This window comes from Streptomyces sp. NPDC088746 (assembly GCF_044751065.1).
GTDB lineage: Bacteria > Actinomycetota > Actinomycetes > Streptomycetales > Streptomycetaceae > Streptomyces.
This window is the reverse complement of sequence record NZ_JBIVLA010000010.1, coordinates 134,881-153,046: the sequence shown is the minus strand read 5'-3', so window position 1 is coordinate 153,046 and position 18,166 is coordinate 134,881. Positions and strand designations below refer to the sequence as shown.

The following is an 18,166-nucleotide window of genomic DNA, read 5'->3' as shown; positions in this document are numbered from 1 at the left end:
TCAAGGAGAAAACGACCCATGAAGAACATCGTTGCTGGTCGCGAGCCTGTTACCGCGACCGAGTTCATCGAGCTGGCTCTGGGCATCGACCTGGAGCTGTTCACCGGTTCGGCCACCGAGTCACCGCTGGAGCGGGCGGCGCGGCTGGACGTCGCCCACGAGGTCCTCGCGGAGCTCCGCGAGAGTGACCCGGAGACCGCGGCCTACGCCGCGAGCCTGCTGCGGACGCTGCCGCTGAAGGCGCAGACGAGCGGCCGGCGCCCGTGCCGCACGGTCCGCCGCACGGCCAAGGCGACCGCGGTTGCGGGTTCGGCGGTGGCCGCATGATCCGCATCGTCACCAAGGTTCGGTTGGCCCGCCTGGCCGCCGAAACGGAGCGGGCTCGCCGTCGTGCGGTCGAGGTGCAGGAGAAGGCGGATGCCGTGTCCTCCACGTACTTCCGTACGGTCGCCGAGTTGACCGGCCGCGCCGTTCAGGCAGAGGAAGCCAAGGCCGCCTACGCCGACGTCGTCACCGCCCTGCGGGCCGAGCTGGACGCCCGGGACCTCCGGGAGGTTGTGCTGCTGGTGCGCTACGGGCAGCCGCACAGCATCCACCGCAGTGTTCACGCGGCTAAGGCGTGCGCGGGTACGCACGGCGCCGACCCTGCCTTCTGGCGGCCGTGTTCAGGGCCGCCGACGGCATCGGATGCCTGGGCCACGATCGCGTTCATCTTCGACGAGGCGGTGGACGCGTTCATGTGCTCGGTGACGCCGTCTCTGCCGGTGCCGGGGGGCGTGGGATGAACAGTGTTCAGATCCGTTCAGCGGAGAAGGCGCTGTCGATCGGCACGTGGCTGATCGTGGGCGGGGCGATGCTCTTCTCCATTTTGACGGTGACGCCGCTCATGGAGCGGCACACACCCGATGGATGGAAGTGGACCGCCCCGATCCTGCCCCTGGTGGTGGATGCCGCGGTCGTCATCGTGGTCCGGCTCGATGCCGTCTTGGCCCGCCTTGGTGGGCATGGTGGCCGGTGGCCGGTCGCGCTGCGGTGGATGACCGGGTGCATGACCCTGGCGTTGAACGTGGCCGACTCCGCGTTGAAAAAAGAGCTGGTCGGCGTGGCTGTACACGCGGTCGCCCCGCTCCTGCTCATCGTCACCGCAGAGACCGGGCTCGCCTACCGGCAGGCCATCACCGCCGCCCTGACCGCCCAGGAAGCCCGTCAGAAAGCCGAGCAGGCCGAACGCGAGCAGGCCGCCGCGCAACGCCGCGAGGCGGCCGAACGGCGGCAGCGCGAGGAACGCGAGCACGCCGCCCAGTTGGTGCGCGAGCAGCGTGAGCACGAAGCCTTGCTCGCCCGTGAACAGACTGAACGTGAGCAGTCGGCGCGGCGTGAGGAGCGCGAGCAGACCGAGGCCCGGGAGCGTGCCGAGCGAGAGGCCCGTGAACGCCGTGAACGCGAGCGTGAACAGCAGCAGGTAGAGCGTGAACGCCTCGAACGAGAGGCCGCCCAACGCCGTGCTGCGGAGGGTCGTGAACGCGAGGAGCGTGAACGCCGTGAACAGGCCGAGCAGCAGGAGCGGGCCGAGCGTAAACGCGCCGCACTCCTGGCGGCCGGCCCGCCCAAGGAGAAGCTGCTTGAGCCCCAAGCCCTGGAAACCGTGCAGGCGGCTTTCGCTGCGGGGCTCCCGGTCCGGGCTGCGGCCGGGCTCACCGGTTGGTCGATCGGCTGGATCTCCAGCCGCTATCAGGATCTGCGCGACCACTCGACAACCCGGGCGCTTGAAGGCGCAAGCCAGTGAGAGCGTTGCCGGTCTACCGGTGGCGCCTCGCACCGCCCGGCTATGCGACTGTCCGGCAGCTCCGCGCGCAAGGCCTCAGGCCGGGCGGGCAAGACGTCGCCGCCGTGCTCGAACGCCCCCGTAAGCGCCGGGGCCCGCTGGTCGCCTACCTCTACCGCATCGACCGGGCCAAGCCGGTCCGGTCGATGACCCCGGCCCGGCGGGCGGCACTCGCCAAGGCGAACGCCGCTCAGCAGGTCTGCCCGAAGTGCCGCAGGGACGCCGGGTATCGCATCCCGACGTCGCTCGGCATGTGCGTGACCTGCGCCTACCCCGAAGAACAGTGCGCCGCCTGACAGTCAGCAGGGCCCGGCCCTCACCACCACAGATCCGGCCGGGCCCCTAACTCCGCAAAGGAGTGCACTCAGCATGACCGACACCACCATCACCCCGGTAGTGGCCCCCGAGGCCACACCGAACACCCCGCCCCCCACGCCCGACCCCAAGCCCGCACCGGCCAAGGCCGAGGTGGAGCACACCCCGGGCGGCTGGCCGGTCGTCCCGCTCGCCGTGACCGGCACCAACGCCACCACCTCCCTCCTCGCCGCCGCCGCCCTCGTCGGAGGCCCGGCCGCCCTCGCGGTCGCGGCCACCGGCGCCGTCGTGCTCGGCACAGCTGCGGCGACCCGTAAGCACCGCGACAAGAAGAGGTTCCGCAAGGCCACCGGCCGCGCGTCCCGCTCCGCGACCGGCACGGGCTCGGCCGGCCGGACCTCCGGCCGGAGCGGGTCCGGTCGGGTGCCGGGCCAGTCCCGTAACGGGAGCGCCGGCACCAGTAAGAGCGCAGGTCGCGGTCGGGGGAAGTCCGGCCGCGGCGCTGCCGGTTCGCTGCTCAGCTCCGGCAAGTCGAGTCAGCCGAAGAGCAGCCCTTCCGCCCTCCGCAAGACGTCGGCCAAGCACGCTTCCGCCGGGACTGGCCCGGGGAAGTCGGCGGGCCGGGTAGGGCAGGTCAAGGCGCTGCGGAAGTCGGCCCGCACGTCGCCTGCTTCCCGGTCGGGCCGCTGGTCCGAGACCACCGGGGTACGTCGCTCGCTGGCCGATGCCCGCCGGGGTGCCAAGACCGCGGCCCGGTCAGCGTCCCTGGCCCGTAAGGGGCCGATCGGCCGGTCCGTGAGCAAGGCGGCGGGGAAGGTCGGGGGCGTCAAGGGCCAGGCGATCGAGCGCAACCGCCAGGCCCGCGACCAGCGGGCCGCCCGACAGGTCGCCGCCCAGCGTGGCGACGTGCGTAAGGCCCCGGCCCGCAGGAAGGCCCGCAAGGCGCTGCGGAGGTCCGCCGCCCGGTTCCAGGGACGGCGCCTGTTCGCCGCCCTGCTCGCCGGAGCCCTCGGGCTCATTGGGATGGTCTCCACCCCGCTGGGCCGGAAGCTCGGCTGGGCCTGGCTCCAGTGCCCCGGGCGTCGCCTGTACGCCCGGCTGACCCGCACCGCCGAGGAACAGCGCCACGACCGGGACGGAGCCATACGCGCCGCCCTGGAGAACGAGGAGGCCGCCGCCGACCAGGAGGCGACCGAGGACACCGAGCAGATCAGCGACACGGCCGAGCGCCCCGAGGGGCTGACGCCGGCAGCACCCACCACCACCCCGGATGAGGGAGAGAACGTGTCTGGTTTCCGGTTCGAGGAGTACGCCGCGGAGATGGAATCCGCGGCTGGTCAGTACGACCCCGAGAACGCCATGGAAATCCTGGCCATGGTCGAAGGACTCCCGGCGGCACTGACATCGGTGGCGAACGTGATGCGGGTCCTGGCCGAGCGGGCCGACTCCGAGTTCCCGCTGGAGAAGGACGTCGCGGACGGCTTCAACGACATCTTCGGCGCCGTCATGTCCGCCGTGGCGGTCGCGGAGGACATGGGGCCGCTGTTCCGTCAGTCCCACGAACAGGACATCGCCCGCCACGAGGACCCGCGCAACGGGTCCGAGGCCGAGAAGGGATGGAACGTCTGAGATGACCACCACCACACAGGCCAACTCTGGGCCGGTGTGGGACTGGGCTGCCGGTCACGGACCCGTGACCGGCGCCCTGTCCGCCACCACCGGATGCCTCGCAGTCGCCACCACTGGCGCCGCTACGTCCATGCCTGCGGGCTGGGTCCTCGCGGTCGGCGCGGCCGGGGCGATCGGCCACACCATCAGCAGCCTGCGCGAACGCCTCTCCGCCCGCACCATCGCGATGCGCTCCGCATCGTGGCTGGTCGGTGCGGGCTGGACGACGTGGGCCATGACCACCGGTCCCCTCACCTGGGCCGCCCTCGGATCCCTGGCCACGATCGGCGTCGGTATCGGCGCCGCCGCCCGCTCGACTCTCCTGTACGAGGAGGCGCGGGAGCTGGAGGCCATCGCCGCCGATGAGCGCCAGGTCAGCCGTGAGCTGTCGGCCGAGCGTCGTGCGATTGCTGCGGAGTGGGTGGACCGGGTTCAGCGGGTCTGCAACCTCACGCTGCGGATCCTCGCGGTGGAGATCTGGCCCACCGGCACCGGGTTCACCATCGACGCCGAACTCCCCGCCGGCGGGACGACGTACGACCGGATCGCGCAGCACTCCGCAGCCCTGTCCGCAGACGCCCGCCTGCCGCACGGCTGCACCGCGGTCGCCTCGCAGGGTGTTCACCAGGGCCGGGTACTCATCGACGTGACCACGGTCAACGTCCTCTCTGAAGAGCGCACCTACCCCTCGGACTACACCCCGCTGTCGATCTACACCGGGATCCCGTGGGGCTACCGCACCAACGCCGAAGAGATCTGCGTGTTCCTGCGCGAGCAGTGCGCCCTGGTCGTCGGCCCCACCGGATCCGGCAAGACCAACATGGTCCACGTCATCTTGGCCGGGTTCGCCCGCACCACCGACGTCCTCACCTGGGTGATCGACCTGAACGCCGGATCCGCCGGCCTGCCCTGGGTCCGCCCCGCATTCGACACCAACGGGGCCCCGATCGACGGAGTGCGGCCGGGCGTTGACTGGCTCGCCTCGACGCACGAAGAGGCGGCGCGGATGCTCGATGCGGCCCTGGCGATCGGCATGCGCCGCAAGGTCGCCTACCAGGACCTGATGGCTGAGCGGAACACCGACCAGCTCCCCATCAGCGCGAAGATTCCCCAGATCATGCTGGTCGTGGACGAGGGAGCGGAGATCCTGACCAGCACCGACCGGTTCATGAAGGACCTCGCGAAGAAGATCCTCGAAGTGATCCGCATGCTCCGAGCCATGGGCATACGCACCGTCCTCACCGCCCTGGGTGCCACCGGGTCCGTGCTGGGGAACCTGATGATCCGCCGCGAGGCCAAGGCCCGGGTCTGCCTCACCGGCGGTGAGGTGGAGGGCATGGACTTGAGCAAGGTCTTCCCCGGGGCCCGTGGGCTCCGTGTGGATCAGGCCCCGTACAAGGGGGCCGGGTTCATGGGGACCCCGGAGTCCGCGGCGGCGCTGTTCAAGAACTGGCGGATCCTGCCCAACCAGATCCGCGACATCGTCCACGCCACCACCGACATGCACCCCACCCTCGACGCCATCTCGGCCCAGGCCGGGGGCGACGCCTACGCGAACCGGTGGGCACCGGACCGCACCGCGTGGATGCGGGACACCGCCAACACCCCGGCCGCCGACACCGGGCAGGGCGGACGTTCCGCCGCGAGCGAAGGGCTGAACCTGTCCGCGCTCCGCAGCGAGCAGGCGGCCCCGGTGACGGATGAGGACGCGGCCGTACGCGCGTTCATGGAGCAGATCGATGCTCAGTTCGCCACCGCCCCCGAGCCCGGGAGCGTGCCGGAGCCCCCGGCCGCGGCCCCCGGGCTGAACCTGTCCGCGCTGCGTGACGGTGACGACGAGGGTGGCCCCTCGTGGGTGGCTGACGCGGTTGCCGCGATCAAGGCGGCAGGGCCGGTGGGCATGAAGCCGTCCGCTGTCGCCGATCTCGTCCGCCGCAGTCGCCAGGCCGTGCGGGCGGCGCTGAAGTCGGCGGCCGAGCGGGGTGAGCTGGTCTACCGGGACAACGGCCCGCACTCGGTCTACGTCCACCCCGACCACGCCTGAGCGGCTCACTGAGCGCTACTGGCTACTGGTTACTGCCAACTTGCCACTAGCCAGTAGAAGCCCCTTCTACTGGCAACCAGGGGCTTCAACAGGGCTGTTTCTGCTTGCCAGTAACCATTAGCCACTAACCACTACGACCACGCACCGTCACAACGCCATTCGGTCGGCACCCACCACCACGGGAGCCGCCCGACGCGTTGAAGGGAGCCCCTTGTGTACCCGGAGACCGCGTACGAGATCACCACCCTCACCCCCCAGCAGCCCACCGCACACCCCGCGATGCTGCCGACCGAGATCCCCCCGGGAGTCCAGATGGTCACCCTCCCCGGCGGCATCCGCACCCTCGCCTACACCCCGCAGCAGGCGCCGCCCGCGCCGCCGGTCCCGGTCGCGCAGCCGATCCCGACATGGGCCAAGACCACCGCACTCCTCACGCCGACGGTCGGCGGGGGCGTCGCCGCCGCCGGTATCGGCATCTCCTACGCAGCCCCGGGACTGATCGCCATGAGCCAAGCCCTCTGGGCCGCCGTCGCCCTCATCGCCGCCGCAGCCGTCGGCGTGCCGGTCCTGCTCCGGCTCGGCCGCAGCGCGGCCGGCACCGGGCGGGGGACGACGCACATCACGCAGAACATCAGCGCGTCCGGGATGTTCGGCAAGGCCAACGGCACCATCAACCACCACTAACCCGGGGCTGGTCGTGCCGCTCCTGGACTGGCGGGACGCCCGCCACTTCGACGCCTCCCGGGACCTGCCGTGCGTGCTCTGCGGCAAGCCCACCCCCATGCGCAGCCACGACCGCGAACCGGTCCACAAGGTGTGCGCCGAGGACTGGTGCGACCAACACCCCACGTCCACCCGCTTCCACAACTGACCGAGGAACCAACCCATGATCCGACTTCGCATCCAGCGCGCCACCTGGCCCCGCAATGCACTGATCCTCATCGACACCCCCCACCCCGACTGCCGTAGCTGCAAGGGATACGGCGGCATCGAGCACGAGTACGGCCACCCCGAGACAGGCGAGTACGACGGCAGCCACTGGGAGCCCTGCTCCTGCTGGGACGAGACGCGCCGCTGGACCCTGGTGCCGCTCCCGGACCGGCCCCGGTGGCTGCGCCGACACCGCACCCCCGCGGACCCGTGGGCCAGCAACGAACCGCCCTTCTAGACACGCCGAGGGCGGCCCCCTCTCACGCCAATGAAGCGGGGCCGCCCTCGTCCAGCAGCTCACTCACGAGAACTGGAGACATCCAGCATGACCCAACCTGTCCCGATCCGGCGAGCCCCGGGCCACCGGCCCCGCTTACTCGATCTCTTCTGCTGCGCCGGTGGCGCGGCCATGGGCTACCGCCGAGCAGGGTTCGAGGTGACCGGCGTGGACATCGCCGACCGCCCGAACTACCCCTTCACCTTCCACCGCGCCGATGCCCTCGAATACCTCGCCGCCCTCATCACGTCCGGCAAGATCGAGCAGTACGCGGCCGTTCACACCTCCCCGCCCTGCCAGGCCGGATGCGCCCTGACCGTGGGCACCAACGCCTCACGCGGCTGGGGGCGTACCCACGTCCAGCTCACCCCTGAACTCCGCACCCTGCTCGACGCAACGGGCCTGCCGTACGTCATCGAGCAGCCCACCGGGAAAGCCCCGGTCCGGCGGGACGTGTGGCTGTGCGGGGAGATGTTCGGTCTCGGTGTCCTGCGGCACCGCAACTTCGAGCTCGGTGGCTGGAGCATGCCGCAGCCGATCCACCCGAAGCACCGGGGCTACGTGCGCGGCCACCGGCACGGCGTCTACCGGGACGGGCCCTACGTCGCCCCGTACGGCGCCGGCGGCGGCAAGGCCACCGTGCCCGAGATGCAGCAGGCCATGGGCATCACGTGGACCGACGTCCGCGAGGAACTCACCGAAGCGATCCCGCCCGCCTACAGCGAGTGGATCGGGCGCGCGTTCATCGCCGACGCCCGGACCGGAGAGGCCGCAGCATGAGCACACACCTCCTGACCGCCGCCCTGGACGCGGCCGAGCGTGGGTGGCACGTCTTCCCCCTCCGGCCGGCCGACAAGCGCCCCGCGCTCCACGGTGAGGACGTCTGCCCCCTGATCGGGGACTGCGCCGGTGGTCACCGCAAGTGGGAAGACCGAGCCACCATCGACCCGGACCGCATCCGCCGGGCCTGGGCCGACCGCCCGTTCAACATCGGCATCGCCACCGGCCCGTCCGGGCTGGTCGTCGTCGACCTCGACATGCCCAAGCCCAAGAGCAGCACGGGCACGCCTGCCGGCGTGACGACCTTCGGGGCGCTCTGCGAGCGCACCGGACAGGACGTGCCCGCCACCTACCGGACCCGGACCGCGAGCGGGGGACACCACCTCTACTTCACCGCCCCGCCCGGGGTGCGGCTGGCGAACAGTGCGGGCAGGCTCGGCAAGCTGATCGACACCCGAGCCCACGGCGGATACGTCGTTTCCGCGGGGAGCTTCACCGCCACCGGCCCCTACACCGTCACCGACCCCACACCCCCCGCCCCGCTCCCGGAATGGCTGTACACCCTCCTGGCGCCCCGTCAGCCCACTCCACGGCTGGTGGCTGTGCCGTCATCGTCGAAGGCGTCCCGGTACGCCGCGGCGGCGCTGCGGGCGGAAACCGCGACCGTGCGGGCCGCTCAGGTGGGTGAGCGTGACTGGACGTTGTTGTCGGCGGCGCGAGCTCTGGGGCGGTTCATCGCGTGGGGCGACCTTCCCCGGTCGGTGGTCGAGGAGGCTCTTCAGGAGGCAGGGGAGTCGGCTGGCCTGTCCTCCCGCCAGTGCCGCTCGACCGTGCGCAGCGGTCTGAACTGGTCCGTCGCGCGCAACCCGCAGCGGAGGACGGCATGAACACCCCTCCCCGCTCCGCCCTGAAGAGCCTCCCCTCAACCACCACCGGCCCCCGCATCGCCGAACCGGCCCCGGGTGGATCCGGCGGTGGTGCGGCGAAGTTCGTCGCCGAAGGCGTCCGCGTTGCTGTTCTCCCTGACCCGCGCACGGTCACCGTGACCGGCATCCGGCCCGGTCTGAGCCTGCGCGGGCTCGGCCGCAAGGAGTTCCCTGCGGCGGACTGGCTGTGCACCTGCGGCCACCACGAACGGACCCGGGGCCGGCGCGCCGTCATCGAGCTGAACGCCCGCGCAACCGTCGGTCACTGCCCCCACACCACCACCCAGACCAGGAGGGGCGCCGCATGACTTCCCCCGCACAGCCCACGGCACCCATCGACGGTGCCGCGCTGCTCCAGGAAGTGGAGGCGTTCCACCGCCGGTTCAACGTCTTTCCCCGCGAGGCCGCCTACGTGGCTGTCGCGCTCTGGGACGCCCATGCCCATCTTCTGGACGCGTTCGACTCCACCCCGCGCCTCGCGTTCCTCTCCCCGGAACCGGGTTCGGGGAAGTCCCGGGGGCTGGAGATCGTGGAGACCTTGACCCCGAACCCCATGGTGGCAGTCAACGCGAGTGCTGCCGCGCTGTTCCGGGCTGTCTCCAGCTCGGAGGGGCGGCCCACGATCCTCTTCGACGAGATCGATACCGTCTTCGGCCCCAAGGCCGGGGACAACGAGGAACTCCGCGGCTTCCTCAACGCCGGCCACCGCCGTTCCGGCGTCACCTACCGGTGCATCGGCGACGGCGGCAACCAAAGTGTGCAAGCCTTCCCGTCCTACACGGCGGTCGCGGTCGCAGGGCTCGGCTCCCTCCCGGACACGATCCTGACCCGCTCCGTCATCATTCGCATGCGTCGCCGGGCCAGGAACGAGAAGGTCGAAGCGTTCCGGCAGCGGATCCACGAGAAGGAAGGGAACGCGCTGCGCGACCGCCTCGCCGGATGGGCCGACCAGGTGCGCGAGCAGATCACCGGAGCATGGCCCGAGATGCCCGAGGGGGTCACGGACCGGCCGGCCGACGTGTGGGAACCGCTCCTGGCCGTCGCGGACGCAGCCGGTGGAGACTGGCCCGCACGGGCCCGCAAGGCGTGTGTGGAACTGGTCGCCGCCGCGCAGGTCGACGACAAAGGCTCGCTCGGTATCCGGCTCCTGACCGACCTGCGCGACCACGTCATGGTCGGCGTGGACCGGCTCCCCACCATCGCTGTCATCGACCGCCTCAACGCGCTCGATGACGCCCCGTGGGCCGACATGGGCGGTCGCCCGCTGGACTCACGTCGCCTGTCGAAGATGCTCCGCGAGTACATGACCGGCGATAACGAACCGATCGTGACCCGCAACATCCGCACCGCCGGCGGCATCCTCAAGGGCTACTTCGCCGCCGACCTGGCCGACGCATGGGCCCGCTACTGCCCGCCCACCCCCCAGCAAGCGCTACATCCGCTACAGCCGCTACACCCCAGCTCAGAAGGGGTGCCCGCGTAGCGGCAACCCACAGATGTAGCGGCTACGCCCCCCGACGCCGTTCAGGCGCGTAGCCGCTACATCGCGCACGTCCGCTACAAAGAACAACCCGCTGACCTGCGATGTAGCGGATGTAGCGGATGTAGCGGACTTCCCAGGAGGGGGCCGAGGTGCCCCAAGCCACTTCCCCAAGGAGTGCACCGCCATGGCACGCCCGCAGATGCTCAAGCTCCCCGAAGTCCTCGCCGAGCTCAACATGAGCCGCGCCGCCTTCTACCGCCTGCGCGCCCGGGGTCTCGCCCCCAAGCTCATCAAGCTCCCCAACCACCAGGTACGCGTACGCCGCACCGACCTTGACGCCTGGCTCGCCAGGTACGAGGAAGCCGCCTGAGTCCGCACCGACCAGATCCGAGAGGGCCCGCCTAGGCGGGCCCTCTCTTCATGGAGAGACATGCTCACCTTCGACGTCGTCATCTGGTCCATCCGGCAACGCAAAGGCCGGCCGAAGCCCTGGGAGCTCCGTTGGCGCGTCGGCACCGAGGGTCATTCAAAGAGCTTCACCCTCAAGCCGCAGGCTGACGGCCGCCGCTCCCAGCTCATGGCCGCTCTGCGAGCAGGGCAGCAGTTCGACGAGGAGAGCGGGCTCCCCGAAAAGGAGCTTGCCGCGCTCGCAATGCCGACGTGGTACGAACACGCCAAGGCGTATGCGCTGATGAAATGGCCCGGCGCGGCAGCGAAGCACCGAGCGAGCATCGCGGAATCCCTCGCGGTTGTGACGCCCGTCTTCACTGTCGGCACCGGCACCCGCCCTGATGCCCGCGTGCTCCGTGCCGCCCTCTACCAGTGGGCGTTCCGAGCCGTGGACGGACCGAAGGATCAGCTCGTCTCGCGAGCTGACGCCCAAGAGCTTCCCGACAACGTCCGAAAGGCGTTGGACTGGGTGGGCAAGCATTCAATGCGGGTGGACGAAGCAGCGAAACCGGAGCACGTGCGCGGGGCACTGACGGCCCTCTCCAAGCTTCTGAACGGGAAGCCTGCGGCGGAGAACACTACGAACCGGAAGCGCATGGTGCTGAGCAACGCCTTCCGATACGCGGTTGAGGAACGAGCGCTCCTGACTCGTCACCCGTTCCTGTCGGTGGACTGGGCGGCTCCCAAGACCTCGGACGAAGTCGACTTCCGTTGGGTGCCGGGTCCTCGGCTCGCTCGGGCGCTGCTCGCTGCCGTGGCAGGGCAGAGCGACCGTGGCAAACATCTGGAGGCGTTCTACGGAGCCGTCTACTACGTGGCAACGCGCCCCGGTGAGGCCGTGGCGCTGCGGGAGTCGGATTTCGTCCTGCCTCCGGAGAGCGAGCGGGATGCCTGGGGAGAAGTGCTGGTGTCAGAAAGTCACCCCGAGGTCGGGGGCGGCTGGACCGACAGCGGGAAGTCCCACGACGAGCGCGGCCTGAAGCACCGGGCACGGAAGGCCGTACGCGCCGTCCCCGTGCCGCCTGTCTACGTCCACATGGTCCGGTCCCATATCGAGCGCTTCGGTATCGCGCCGGACGGCCGGTTGTTCCGGGCGGCACGTGGCGGTCGCCTCACGTCGAACGAGTACTCCGAGGTCTGGAGCGAGGCCCGCAAGACCGTGCTCAGCGAACAGGAGCTGCGCACCCCGCTCGCGGACGTCCCGTACGCGCTGCGGCACGCCGCGATCTCGCTGTGGATCAAGTCCGGCATGGACCCGGTGGAGGCCGCCTCCCGCGCCGGCCACAGCCTCGCGGTGCTCTACCGGTTCTACGCCAAACTCCTCAAGGGCGGGTCCGCAGCGGCCAACCGGCTCGTTGAGCTGGGTCTTCGCTCCGAGGAGTAGGGCCGATCCTGGCCCGCGCATGGCCCACACGCCCTGGTCAGCACCGGGAATCAGGGGCACGAGGTGAGACAAGGTGAGCACAGAGGGCGGGCCTCCGAACCGGAGACCCGCCCTCTGACCTGCTACTTCTCTGACCTGCTGCGGTGGGTGTGGGATTTGAACCCACGGTGACTCGCGCCACGACGGTTTTCAAGACCGTTCCCTTAGGCCGCTCGGGCAACCCACCCCGCGTCGTCGCCGGTCCCGGTGGCCCGGAGCCGGCTCGATGCGTGGAACAGCCTAGCCGGTCAGCTGTCGCCCTTGCGCTCGCCCAGGGTGAGTTCGGCCGTGGACGTCTTGCCGTCGCGCTCGTAGGTCAGCGTGACCTTGTCGCCCGGCTTGTGGGTCCAGATCTCGCCGATCAGCGTCGGGCCGCTCTCGACCGCCGTGTCGTTGAACTTGGTGATCTTGTCGCCGGCCTTCAGACCCGCCCGGTCCGCCGGGCCGTCCGGGGTGACGGCGGGGGTGCCGCCCGCGCCCTCGTCCGAGATGACGGCGCCGCCGGTCTTCTCCTCCATCGTCACCGTCGCGCCGATCACCGGGTAGACCGGCTGGCCCGTCTTGATCAGCTGTTCGGCGACGTTCTTGGCCTGGTTGACCGGGATGGCGAAGCCGAGGCCGATGGAGCCCGCCTGGGACTGGCCGACGCCGCCGCCGCTGGTGGACTGGATGGCGGAGTTGATGCCGATGACCGCGCCACCCGCGTCCAGGAGCGGCCCGCCCGAGTTGCCCGGGTTGATCGAGGCGTCCGTCTGAAGGGCGCTCATGTACGAGTTCTTGTTGCTGGAACCGTCACCGGAGGCGACCGGGCGGTTCTTCGCGCTGATGATGCCCGTGGTGACCGTGTTGGAGAGGCCGAAGGGCGCGCCGATCGCGATGGTGGAATCACCCACCGCGACCTTGTCGGAGTCTCCCAGGGCGAGCGGGGTCAGTCCGTCCGGGGCGTTCTTCAGCTTGAGCACGGCCACGTCGTAGCCCTGGGCCCGGCCGACGACCTCGGCGTCGTACTTCTTGCCGTTGGAGAACGTCGCGGTCAGCTGGCCGCTGTCCGCCGCGGAGGCCACCACGTGGTTGTTCGTGAGGATGTGGCCCTCCTTGTCGTACACGAAGCCGGTGCCCGTGCCGCCCTCGCCGTCGCCGGACTGCGCGTCGATGGTGACCACGCTGGGCAGCGCGCCCGCCGCGACGCCCGCGACCGTCCCCGCGTCACGCTTGAAGTCCTTCGGGCTGTTGGAGGCCGCGACCGTGGTCGAACCGGAGGAGCTGGAGTCGTTGCTGTCCGCGGCCCAGTAGCCGAGGGCTCCGCCGACGCCGCCGGCGACCAGTGCGGCCACGGCCACGGCGGCGACCAGGCCGCTCGCACGGCGCTTGCGCGGGCGCTCGGGCTCCGAGGTCTCCGGGGCTCCCCAGACCGGAGGGCTGCCGCCGTCGGCGTACGAGGGGATGGCGGGAGGGGGCGGCGGCCAGGCGGCCGAGCCGGCCGGAGGCTGCTGCGGTGACGGCGGCGCGTACGGGTGCTGCTCGTGCCCGGCGGCGGGCGGCTCGGCGCCTCCCTGGTGCGTCGCGGCCGGGATATGGGCCGTCGGCGCGTCCGACGGAGCGGCAGGCGGGGCCTCCGGGGCGGACGGACCGCCCTGCGGGGTGCCCTCAGGAGCGGCAGCCGGCACGGGAGGTGCGGACGGAACAGACGGTACGGACGGAACCGCGTTGCTCTCGTTGCCCTCGTTCTCGGTGCTCACAGCTCTTTACTCCTCGGTTCCACTCGGCATTCGGCAAGAGATCCGCTGTGCACGTGTCTGCAGTCAGCTTTTCCCACAGCACGTCAGGCCACTGTAAGCAGGACCTGTGCATCCGCACACCAATCTTTACATCAGGCAAAACGGTCCTCCACAACAAGGTGTCAGCGCCTGACGCGTCTCGGTGACACCATGACGCGGTGACCCACGCACGCCTACCCTCACCACAGCCTCCCATCCAGGTCATCGCCCACCGCGGCGCCTCGGACGACGCCCCTGAGCACACCCTGGCCGCGTACCGGAAGGCCGTCGAGGACGGGGCCGACGCCCTGGAGTGCGATGTCCGTCTCACCGCGGACGGGCAGCTCGTCTGTGTGCACGACCGCAGGGTGAACCGCACGTCGAACGGCCGGGGTGCCGTCTCCGCCCTGGAACTGGCCGATCTCGCCGCCCTCGACTTCGGCTCCTGGAAGAACCATGCGAAGGACCACGAGGAGTCCCCGGACTGGGACCCGGTGCCGGGTGAACTCACGTCCGTACTCACCCTGGAACGGCTCCTCGAGCTGGCCCACGACGTCCGGGCGGGCGGTCGTCCCCTCCAGCTGGCCATCGAGACCAAGCACCCCACGCGCTGGGCCGGACAGGTCGAGGAACGGCTGCTCCATCTGCTGAAGCGGTTCGGCCTGGACACCCCGCCCGCGGACGGGCCGTCCCCGGTACGCGTCATGAGCTTCTCCGCGCGCTCCCTGTACCGCATCCGGGCCGCGGCCCCCACCCTGCCCACCGTCTTCCTGATGCAGTTCGTCTCACCGAGGCTGCGCGACGGGCGGCTCCCCGCGGGATCCCGGATCGCCGGCCCGGGGATGCGGATCGTGCGCAATCACCCCGGGTACATCGAACGGCTGCACAGGGCGGGGCACCGGGTGCACGTGTGGACCGTGAACGAGCCGGAGGATGTCGAACTCTGCGTACGCCTGGGCGTGGAGGCGATCATCACGAACCGCCCGAAACAGGTCCTTTCGCAACTTGGCCGCTCTTAACATCAGTTACAGGGGGTGCACCGGCGCATTCGCTCCGCAATCGATCGTTACGAGTGCATCACTGACAGGGCTTTGGCCGGTTTCCGGCGCATGCCAGGGGGGCATCCAATCCGTGGCGTGGGGCAAAGGAGGTCTCGGGGGTGGCGTTTGTGGTGGCACAGGAAGTGCCCGCGTCGTCGAGCATGGCCGTACCCCATGGCCCTGCGGGCGTGGGGCAGGCGAGGCACTGCATGCGCGAGCAGCTGCGCAGCAACGGGGTCTCGGACACCGTGGTCGACGACGCTGTACTGATCCTTTCCGAACTCCTCAGCAACGCCTGCCGGCACGGCAGGCCGCTGGGGCAGCACTCAGAGGTGGGGGACGGCGACATCCGCGCCGCCTGGCGCGTGGAGAGAACGGGTGACCTGACCGTCGAGGTCACGGACGGCGGCGGGCCGACCAGGCCGGTCCCTGCCACACCGTCGGTCACCGCGCGCGGTGGGCGCGGGCTCAACATCATCAGCGCCCTCGCCCAGGAGTGGGGGGTACGGGACGACACCGTGGGCGAGGTCACCGTCTGGGCCCTCGTCTCCGCGGGCCCCGGCACGAGCGTCTCCGCGGGCCCCGGCACGAGCGGCTTCACGACGGCGGCCCCGGGCCCCGGGAGGTCCGCACGCCGCGGCCGGTCCGGTCTGGACGGACTGGACGGACTGGGCGCGATGAGCGGATTCGGCTCGCTGGACGGGCTGGAGCTCGCCGACGCTCTCGAAGCCTTCGACGACGCAGGCTGAGAGCAGGCCGGGAGCGGTTCGGCGCGCGGCTCGGTGGGACAGGCCGCGAGGGTGCCACGGCGGGTGTGCCCCGGCCGTCACAGGGACGGCTAGGCTCGCGCCCGAGACCGCACTGTCGCAATCGGGAGAACGCCCACCATGGCCAAGAAGCGCCCTCAGTCCAAGGCCGGGAAGCCGCAGCTCAAGGACGGTGAAATCCCGGTCGTAGGGGCTCGTGAGCCCTGCCCGTGCGGTTCGGGCCGCCGCTACAAGGCGTGTCACGGGCGCGCCGCCGCCCACGCCGTGACCGAGCTGGTCCAGCGCCCCTTCGAGGGAATCTCCGGCGAGTGCGACTGGATCGCTCTGCGCGAGCTGGTCCCGGCCGCCACCGTCGAGCTGACGCTGAAGGGCGGGCTCCCCGAAGGCGTGCCGTCCGTGTCGCTCGCGACCGTGCTGCCGATGGCCTGGCCGGCGCTGCGCCGCGACGACGGCTCCGTCCTCCTCGCCCTGCAGAACGACACCTCGTCCGGCGACCTCAGCCGCGATCTCGCGGACACCCTGCAGCGTGCGCTGGAGGCCGAGCCCGGTTCGCCGGTCACCGCCCGCCGGGTGCCTGCCGACGGTCCGCGCCTGCAGGACGTCCTCGACCCCGACGCCGCGTTCGAGCCGGTCGTGCACTCCGGCTTCGAATTCTGGGTCCCGGACGCCGAGAACGCCACGGCGGAGGTGTCGGCATCGCTGGAGCGTGCCAACGCGGCCGCCATCCCCACCACCCGGCTCTCCGGCGTGGACGCGGCCTACTGGTGCGAGACGCCGGACAAGAACCACCTGCGCTGGGTCATGCCGCACCCCGAGGAGCAGCTCCTCGACGCCCTCGCCCGGCTGCACGCCGCGGGCACCTCCTCGCTCGGCGAGGAGACCCGTCTGGTGGGCTCGTTCCGGGCGCACGGGCTCATGGTCCCGGTCTGGGACCTGCCGAGCGGGATGGGGGCCGAGGAGTGTGAGAAGCCCGCGGCGCAGTTCGCGGAGCGGCTCGCCGGGGCGCTCGCCTCGGACGCTCCGCTGACGGCCGACGAGCGCCGCGCACGCGGGGGGCTCACCAACCGCCAAGTGACGCTCAGCTGACAGTGACGAGACCGGGGACGCGACGGTGACTCCCGTCACAACTCCCCGTACCCGTCGGTAAATCGGTGTCCGAATAGGCGAGATCGAATTTGCTAACGGCAGATCTCTTGTTACGGTTCTGGAAGTCCGGTCGCTGGTGCATCCCCCGTCGCCAGCGGCCGGGCGTCCTCGTTTCCAGGCCCGGACGGCCGGGGCGCACGCCGGAGCACTCGGCTCATCGGCAGCCTGCGGCGACTGCCTGGCCCCCACGCGTATCCCGCCCTCGCGATCGGCCCCGCCACAGGCCCGCGCCCGTCAACTCCTGTGCACGGGGCCGGGACCGGCGCAGCGCCGGAGCGTCGCGCGCCCCAGGGCCCCTGACGCACCGGGCGTTCGCTTTCGGACAGAAATCCACGATGCCGCCGCGCACCGGGAAAGAGCCCACAGCACCTGGGAAACATTCACACCGGCACCACCGTGCGCACCGTTTCCGCAATCTGCGAAAAGGCCGCCAGAAAGCCTGCGGGCACCGGCTTTTGCCCGGATGCAATTACATCTTCCTGGTGCGGGCAGGCCGTCGGGCGCACGGAAACGGGCGGTCCCACACCCTGAACGAGTGAGCCGCCCGCTGTTCCCGCGTCAGTCGGTCAACCGCCGCCCGCTCAGTACGCGAGCCGGCTCCCGCCGTCCGGAGCGCTGTTGCTCGCCTCGACGAGCGCGTCCAGGACGGTTTCCACATCCGGGAGCCACGGCGTGGCCTTCCCCGTCTCCGGCGCGCGTTCCCAGCGCACCTGTCCCGTGCCCACCTCGGACGGGGGCAGGATGAGATAGCCGCCCTCCCCGTGGAAGCGCAGGGAGCTGGGCACCCGGTCCTTGGCGTGCAGCAGTTCGCCGAGCCGTTCCAGGGTGTAGGGCTCGACCAGCAGCGACCACCTGGTGGGGGTCGCCACCACAGGGCCGAGCCGCAGCCCCATGCCGTCGAGCGCGGTCAGGGCCCGGGCGCCGGCGACGGCCGGCAGGCTGAGTGCGCAGGGCGCCTGACCACCGGTGGCCAGTACGACGGGCGCGGTGGGCCGGTTGGTCCACCACCAGCGCACCATGCGCGCGTCGGTGGTCGCCGCGAGCAGGCCGGGGTCGAAGGGGTGTGCGCCGGGGACGGCGCACTCGGGATCGGGGCAGGCGCAGCCGCGGCCGCGTTCACCGCGTACGGCTCCCGTCGCCAGCCCTGCTCCGGGGAGCACGGGCCACTTCCGGACGGTGGCACAGGCCAGCGCCGCGTCGAGCTGGGCGGAACTTCCCTTGCGCCGGGGCCGGTGCCTGCGTCGCCTTCCGAGGATCTCGCGCATGAGCGCTCGTTCCTTTCCGTTGAACGCCGAGGTCCACATCACACCACGTGCTCGTTACACCACGTGTGCG

20 protein-coding genes and 1 tRNA gene are annotated in these 18,166 nt (G+C 70.9%); 18 read left to right on the top strand and 3 right to left on the bottom strand.

The genetic code is table 11. The features are described from left to right. The first annotated feature begins 18 nt into the window (after positions 1–18). From ACIP63_RS33625 to ACIP63_RS33555, 15 genes are all read left to right on the top strand, one after another. Positions 19–327 (top strand): hypothetical protein, encoded by a 309-nt coding sequence (locus tag ACIP63_RS33625; protein WP_401523481.1) that lies wholly within the window; start codon positions 19–21, stop codon positions 325–327. Beyond that, complete coding sequence (locus ACIP63_RS33620; protein WP_401523478.1) at positions 324–785, top strand: hypothetical protein; 462 nt, start codon at positions 324–326, stop codon at positions 783–785. Before ACIP63_RS33625 ends, ACIP63_RS33620 begins: the two co-directional genes overlap by 4 nt. After that, positions 782–1,786 (top strand): DUF2637 domain-containing protein, encoded by a 1,005-nt coding sequence (locus tag ACIP63_RS33615; protein WP_401523475.1) that lies wholly within the window; start codon positions 782–784, stop codon positions 1,784–1,786. The genes ACIP63_RS33620 and ACIP63_RS33615 overlap by 4 nt, the downstream gene beginning before the upstream one ends. Next, positions 1,783–2,121: an RRQRL motif-containing zinc-binding protein gene (locus ACIP63_RS33610; protein WP_401523472.1), complete on the top strand. Its 339-nt coding sequence runs from the start codon at positions 1,783–1,785 to the stop codon at positions 2,119–2,121. The genes ACIP63_RS33615 and ACIP63_RS33610 overlap by 4 nt, the downstream gene beginning before the upstream one ends. 73 nt (positions 2,122–2,194) lie before the next feature. Then, positions 2,195–3,769: a hypothetical protein gene (locus ACIP63_RS33605; RefSeq protein ID WP_401523469.1), complete on the top strand. Its 1,575-nt coding sequence runs from the start codon at positions 2,195–2,197 to the stop codon at positions 3,767–3,769. A gap of 1 nt (position 3,770) precedes the next feature. Continuing rightward, entirely contained in the window at positions 3,771–5,852 is a 2,082-nt protein-coding gene (locus ACIP63_RS33600) for a hypothetical protein (RefSeq protein WP_401523466.1), read from the top strand. Positions 5,853–6,065: 213 nt separating this feature from the next. After that, entirely contained in the window at positions 6,066–6,536 is a 471-nt protein-coding gene (locus tag ACIP63_RS33595) for a hypothetical protein (protein ID WP_401523463.1), read from the top strand. Between the two features lie 13 nt (positions 6,537–6,549). Further along, positions 6,550–6,723 carry a hypothetical protein gene (locus ACIP63_RS33590; protein WP_401523461.1) on the top strand — a complete coding sequence of 58 codons (174 nt, stop codon included), beginning with the start codon at positions 6,550–6,552 and terminating at the stop codon, positions 6,721–6,723. A 15-nt stretch (positions 6,724–6,738) separates the two neighbouring features. Then, the gene (locus tag ACIP63_RS33585; protein ID WP_401523458.1) at positions 6,739–7,020 is read left to right on the top strand and encodes a hypothetical protein; all 282 of its coding nucleotides are present in this window, start codon (positions 6,739–6,741) and stop codon (positions 7,018–7,020) included. 87 nt (positions 7,021–7,107) lie between these two features. After that, positions 7,108–7,839 carry a DNA methylase gene (locus ACIP63_RS33580; protein WP_401523455.1) on the top strand — a complete coding sequence of 244 codons (732 nt, stop codon included), beginning with the start codon at positions 7,108–7,110 and terminating at the stop codon, positions 7,837–7,839. Then, positions 7,836–8,726 (top strand): bifunctional DNA primase/polymerase, encoded by an 891-nt coding sequence (locus ACIP63_RS33575; protein ID WP_401523453.1) that lies wholly within the window; start codon positions 7,836–7,838, stop codon positions 8,724–8,726. The genes ACIP63_RS33580 and ACIP63_RS33575 overlap by 4 nt, the downstream gene beginning before the upstream one ends. Next, positions 8,723–9,073 carry a hypothetical protein gene (locus ACIP63_RS33570; protein ID WP_401523450.1) on the top strand — a complete coding sequence of 117 codons (351 nt, stop codon included), beginning with the start codon at positions 8,723–8,725 and terminating at the stop codon, positions 9,071–9,073. The genes ACIP63_RS33575 and ACIP63_RS33570 overlap by 4 nt, the downstream gene beginning before the upstream one ends. Then, complete coding sequence (locus ACIP63_RS33565) at positions 9,070–10,248, top strand: DUF3631 domain-containing protein (RefSeq protein ID WP_401523447.1); 1,179 nt, start codon at positions 9,070–9,072, stop codon at positions 10,246–10,248. Before ACIP63_RS33570 ends, ACIP63_RS33565 begins: the two co-directional genes overlap by 4 nt. Before the next feature lie 184 nt (positions 10,249–10,432). Continuing rightward, the gene (locus tag ACIP63_RS33560; protein ID WP_401523444.1) at positions 10,433–10,618 is read left to right on the top strand and encodes a helix-turn-helix transcriptional regulator; all 186 of its coding nucleotides are present in this window, start codon (positions 10,433–10,435) and stop codon (positions 10,616–10,618) included. 60 nt (positions 10,619–10,678) lie between these two features. Next, entirely contained in the window at positions 10,679–12,082 is a 1,404-nt protein-coding gene (locus ACIP63_RS33555) for a tyrosine-type recombinase/integrase (RefSeq protein ID WP_401523441.1), read from the top strand. A 141-nt stretch (positions 12,083–12,223) separates the two neighbouring features. Here ACIP63_RS33555 and ACIP63_RS33550 read toward each other — a convergent pair. Then, positions 12,224–12,308 (bottom strand) — tRNA-Ser (locus ACIP63_RS33550). A 61-nt stretch (positions 12,309–12,369) separates the two neighbouring features. Next, a complete protein-coding gene (locus ACIP63_RS33545) occupies positions 12,370–13,860 on the bottom strand; it encodes a S1C family serine protease (protein WP_401523438.1) in 1,491 nt (496 codons plus the stop codon). A gap of 197 nt (positions 13,861–14,057) precedes the next feature. On the opposite strand from ACIP63_RS33545, the gene ACIP63_RS33540 reads away from it, so the two are divergent. The 3 genes from ACIP63_RS33540 to ACIP63_RS33530 all read left to right on the top strand — a co-directional run bounded on the left by ACIP63_RS33540 (position 14,058) and on the right by ACIP63_RS33530 (position 16,771). After that, a complete protein-coding gene (locus tag ACIP63_RS33540; protein ID WP_401523436.1) occupies positions 14,058–14,897 on the top strand; it encodes a glycerophosphodiester phosphodiesterase in 840 nt (279 codons plus the stop codon). 140 nt (positions 14,898–15,037) lie between these two features. Beyond that, the gene (locus ACIP63_RS33535) at positions 15,038–15,667 is read left to right on the top strand and encodes an ATP-binding protein (protein WP_401523434.1); all 630 of its coding nucleotides are present in this window, start codon (positions 15,038–15,040) and stop codon (positions 15,665–15,667) included. Between the two features lie 138 nt (positions 15,668–15,805). Continuing rightward, the gene (locus ACIP63_RS33530; RefSeq protein ID WP_401523431.1) at positions 15,806–16,771 is read left to right on the top strand and encodes a DUF5926 family protein; all 966 of its coding nucleotides are present in this window, start codon (positions 15,806–15,808) and stop codon (positions 16,769–16,771) included. A 641-nt stretch (positions 16,772–17,412) separates the two neighbouring features. Here ACIP63_RS33530 and ACIP63_RS33525 read toward each other — a convergent pair. After that, a complete protein-coding gene (locus ACIP63_RS33525) occupies positions 17,413–18,096 on the bottom strand; it encodes a bifunctional DNA primase/polymerase (RefSeq protein WP_401523429.1) in 684 nt (227 codons plus the stop codon). Between the last annotated feature and the right edge of the window lie 70 nt (positions 18,097–18,166).

Excerpts from the sequence above, each read along its gene's own strand:
- ACIP63_RS33605 (WP_401523469.1), top strand. The coding sequence starts at position 2,195 with ATGACCGACACCACCATCACCCCGGTAGTGGCCCCCGAGGCCACACCG.
- ACIP63_RS33525 (WP_401523429.1), bottom strand. The coding sequence starts at position 18,096 with ATGCGCGAGATCCTCGGAAGGCGACGCAGGCACCGGCCCCGGCGCAAG.
- ACIP63_RS33620 (WP_401523478.1), top strand. The coding sequence starts at position 324 with ATGATCCGCATCGTCACCAAGGTTCGGTTGGCCCGCCTGGCCGCCGAA.
- ACIP63_RS33570 (WP_401523450.1), top strand. The coding sequence starts at position 8,723 with ATGAACACCCCTCCCCGCTCCGCCCTGAAGAGCCTCCCCTCAACCACC.
- ACIP63_RS33625 (WP_401523481.1), top strand. The coding sequence starts at position 19 with ATGAAGAACATCGTTGCTGGTCGCGAGCCTGTTACCGCGACCGAGTTC.
- ACIP63_RS33585 (WP_401523458.1), top strand. The coding sequence starts at position 6,739 with ATGATCCGACTTCGCATCCAGCGCGCCACCTGGCCCCGCAATGCACTG.
- ACIP63_RS33580 (WP_401523455.1), top strand. The coding sequence starts at position 7,108 with ATGACCCAACCTGTCCCGATCCGGCGAGCCCCGGGCCACCGGCCCCGC.
- ACIP63_RS33600 (WP_401523466.1), top strand. The coding sequence starts at position 3,771 with ATGACCACCACCACACAGGCCAACTCTGGGCCGGTGTGGGACTGGGCT.
- ACIP63_RS33565 (WP_401523447.1), top strand. The coding sequence starts at position 9,070 with ATGACTTCCCCCGCACAGCCCACGGCACCCATCGACGGTGCCGCGCTG.
- ACIP63_RS33560 (WP_401523444.1), top strand. The coding sequence starts at position 10,433 with ATGGCACGCCCGCAGATGCTCAAGCTCCCCGAAGTCCTCGCCGAGCTC.
- ACIP63_RS33555 (WP_401523441.1), top strand. The coding sequence starts at position 10,679 with ATGCTCACCTTCGACGTCGTCATCTGGTCCATCCGGCAACGCAAAGGC.
- ACIP63_RS33575 (WP_401523453.1), top strand. The coding sequence starts at position 7,836 with ATGAGCACACACCTCCTGACCGCCGCCCTGGACGCGGCCGAGCGTGGG.
- ACIP63_RS33530 (WP_401523431.1), top strand. The coding sequence starts at position 15,806 with ATGGCCAAGAAGCGCCCTCAGTCCAAGGCCGGGAAGCCGCAGCTCAAG.
- ACIP63_RS33615 (WP_401523475.1), top strand. The coding sequence starts at position 782 with ATGAACAGTGTTCAGATCCGTTCAGCGGAGAAGGCGCTGTCGATCGGC.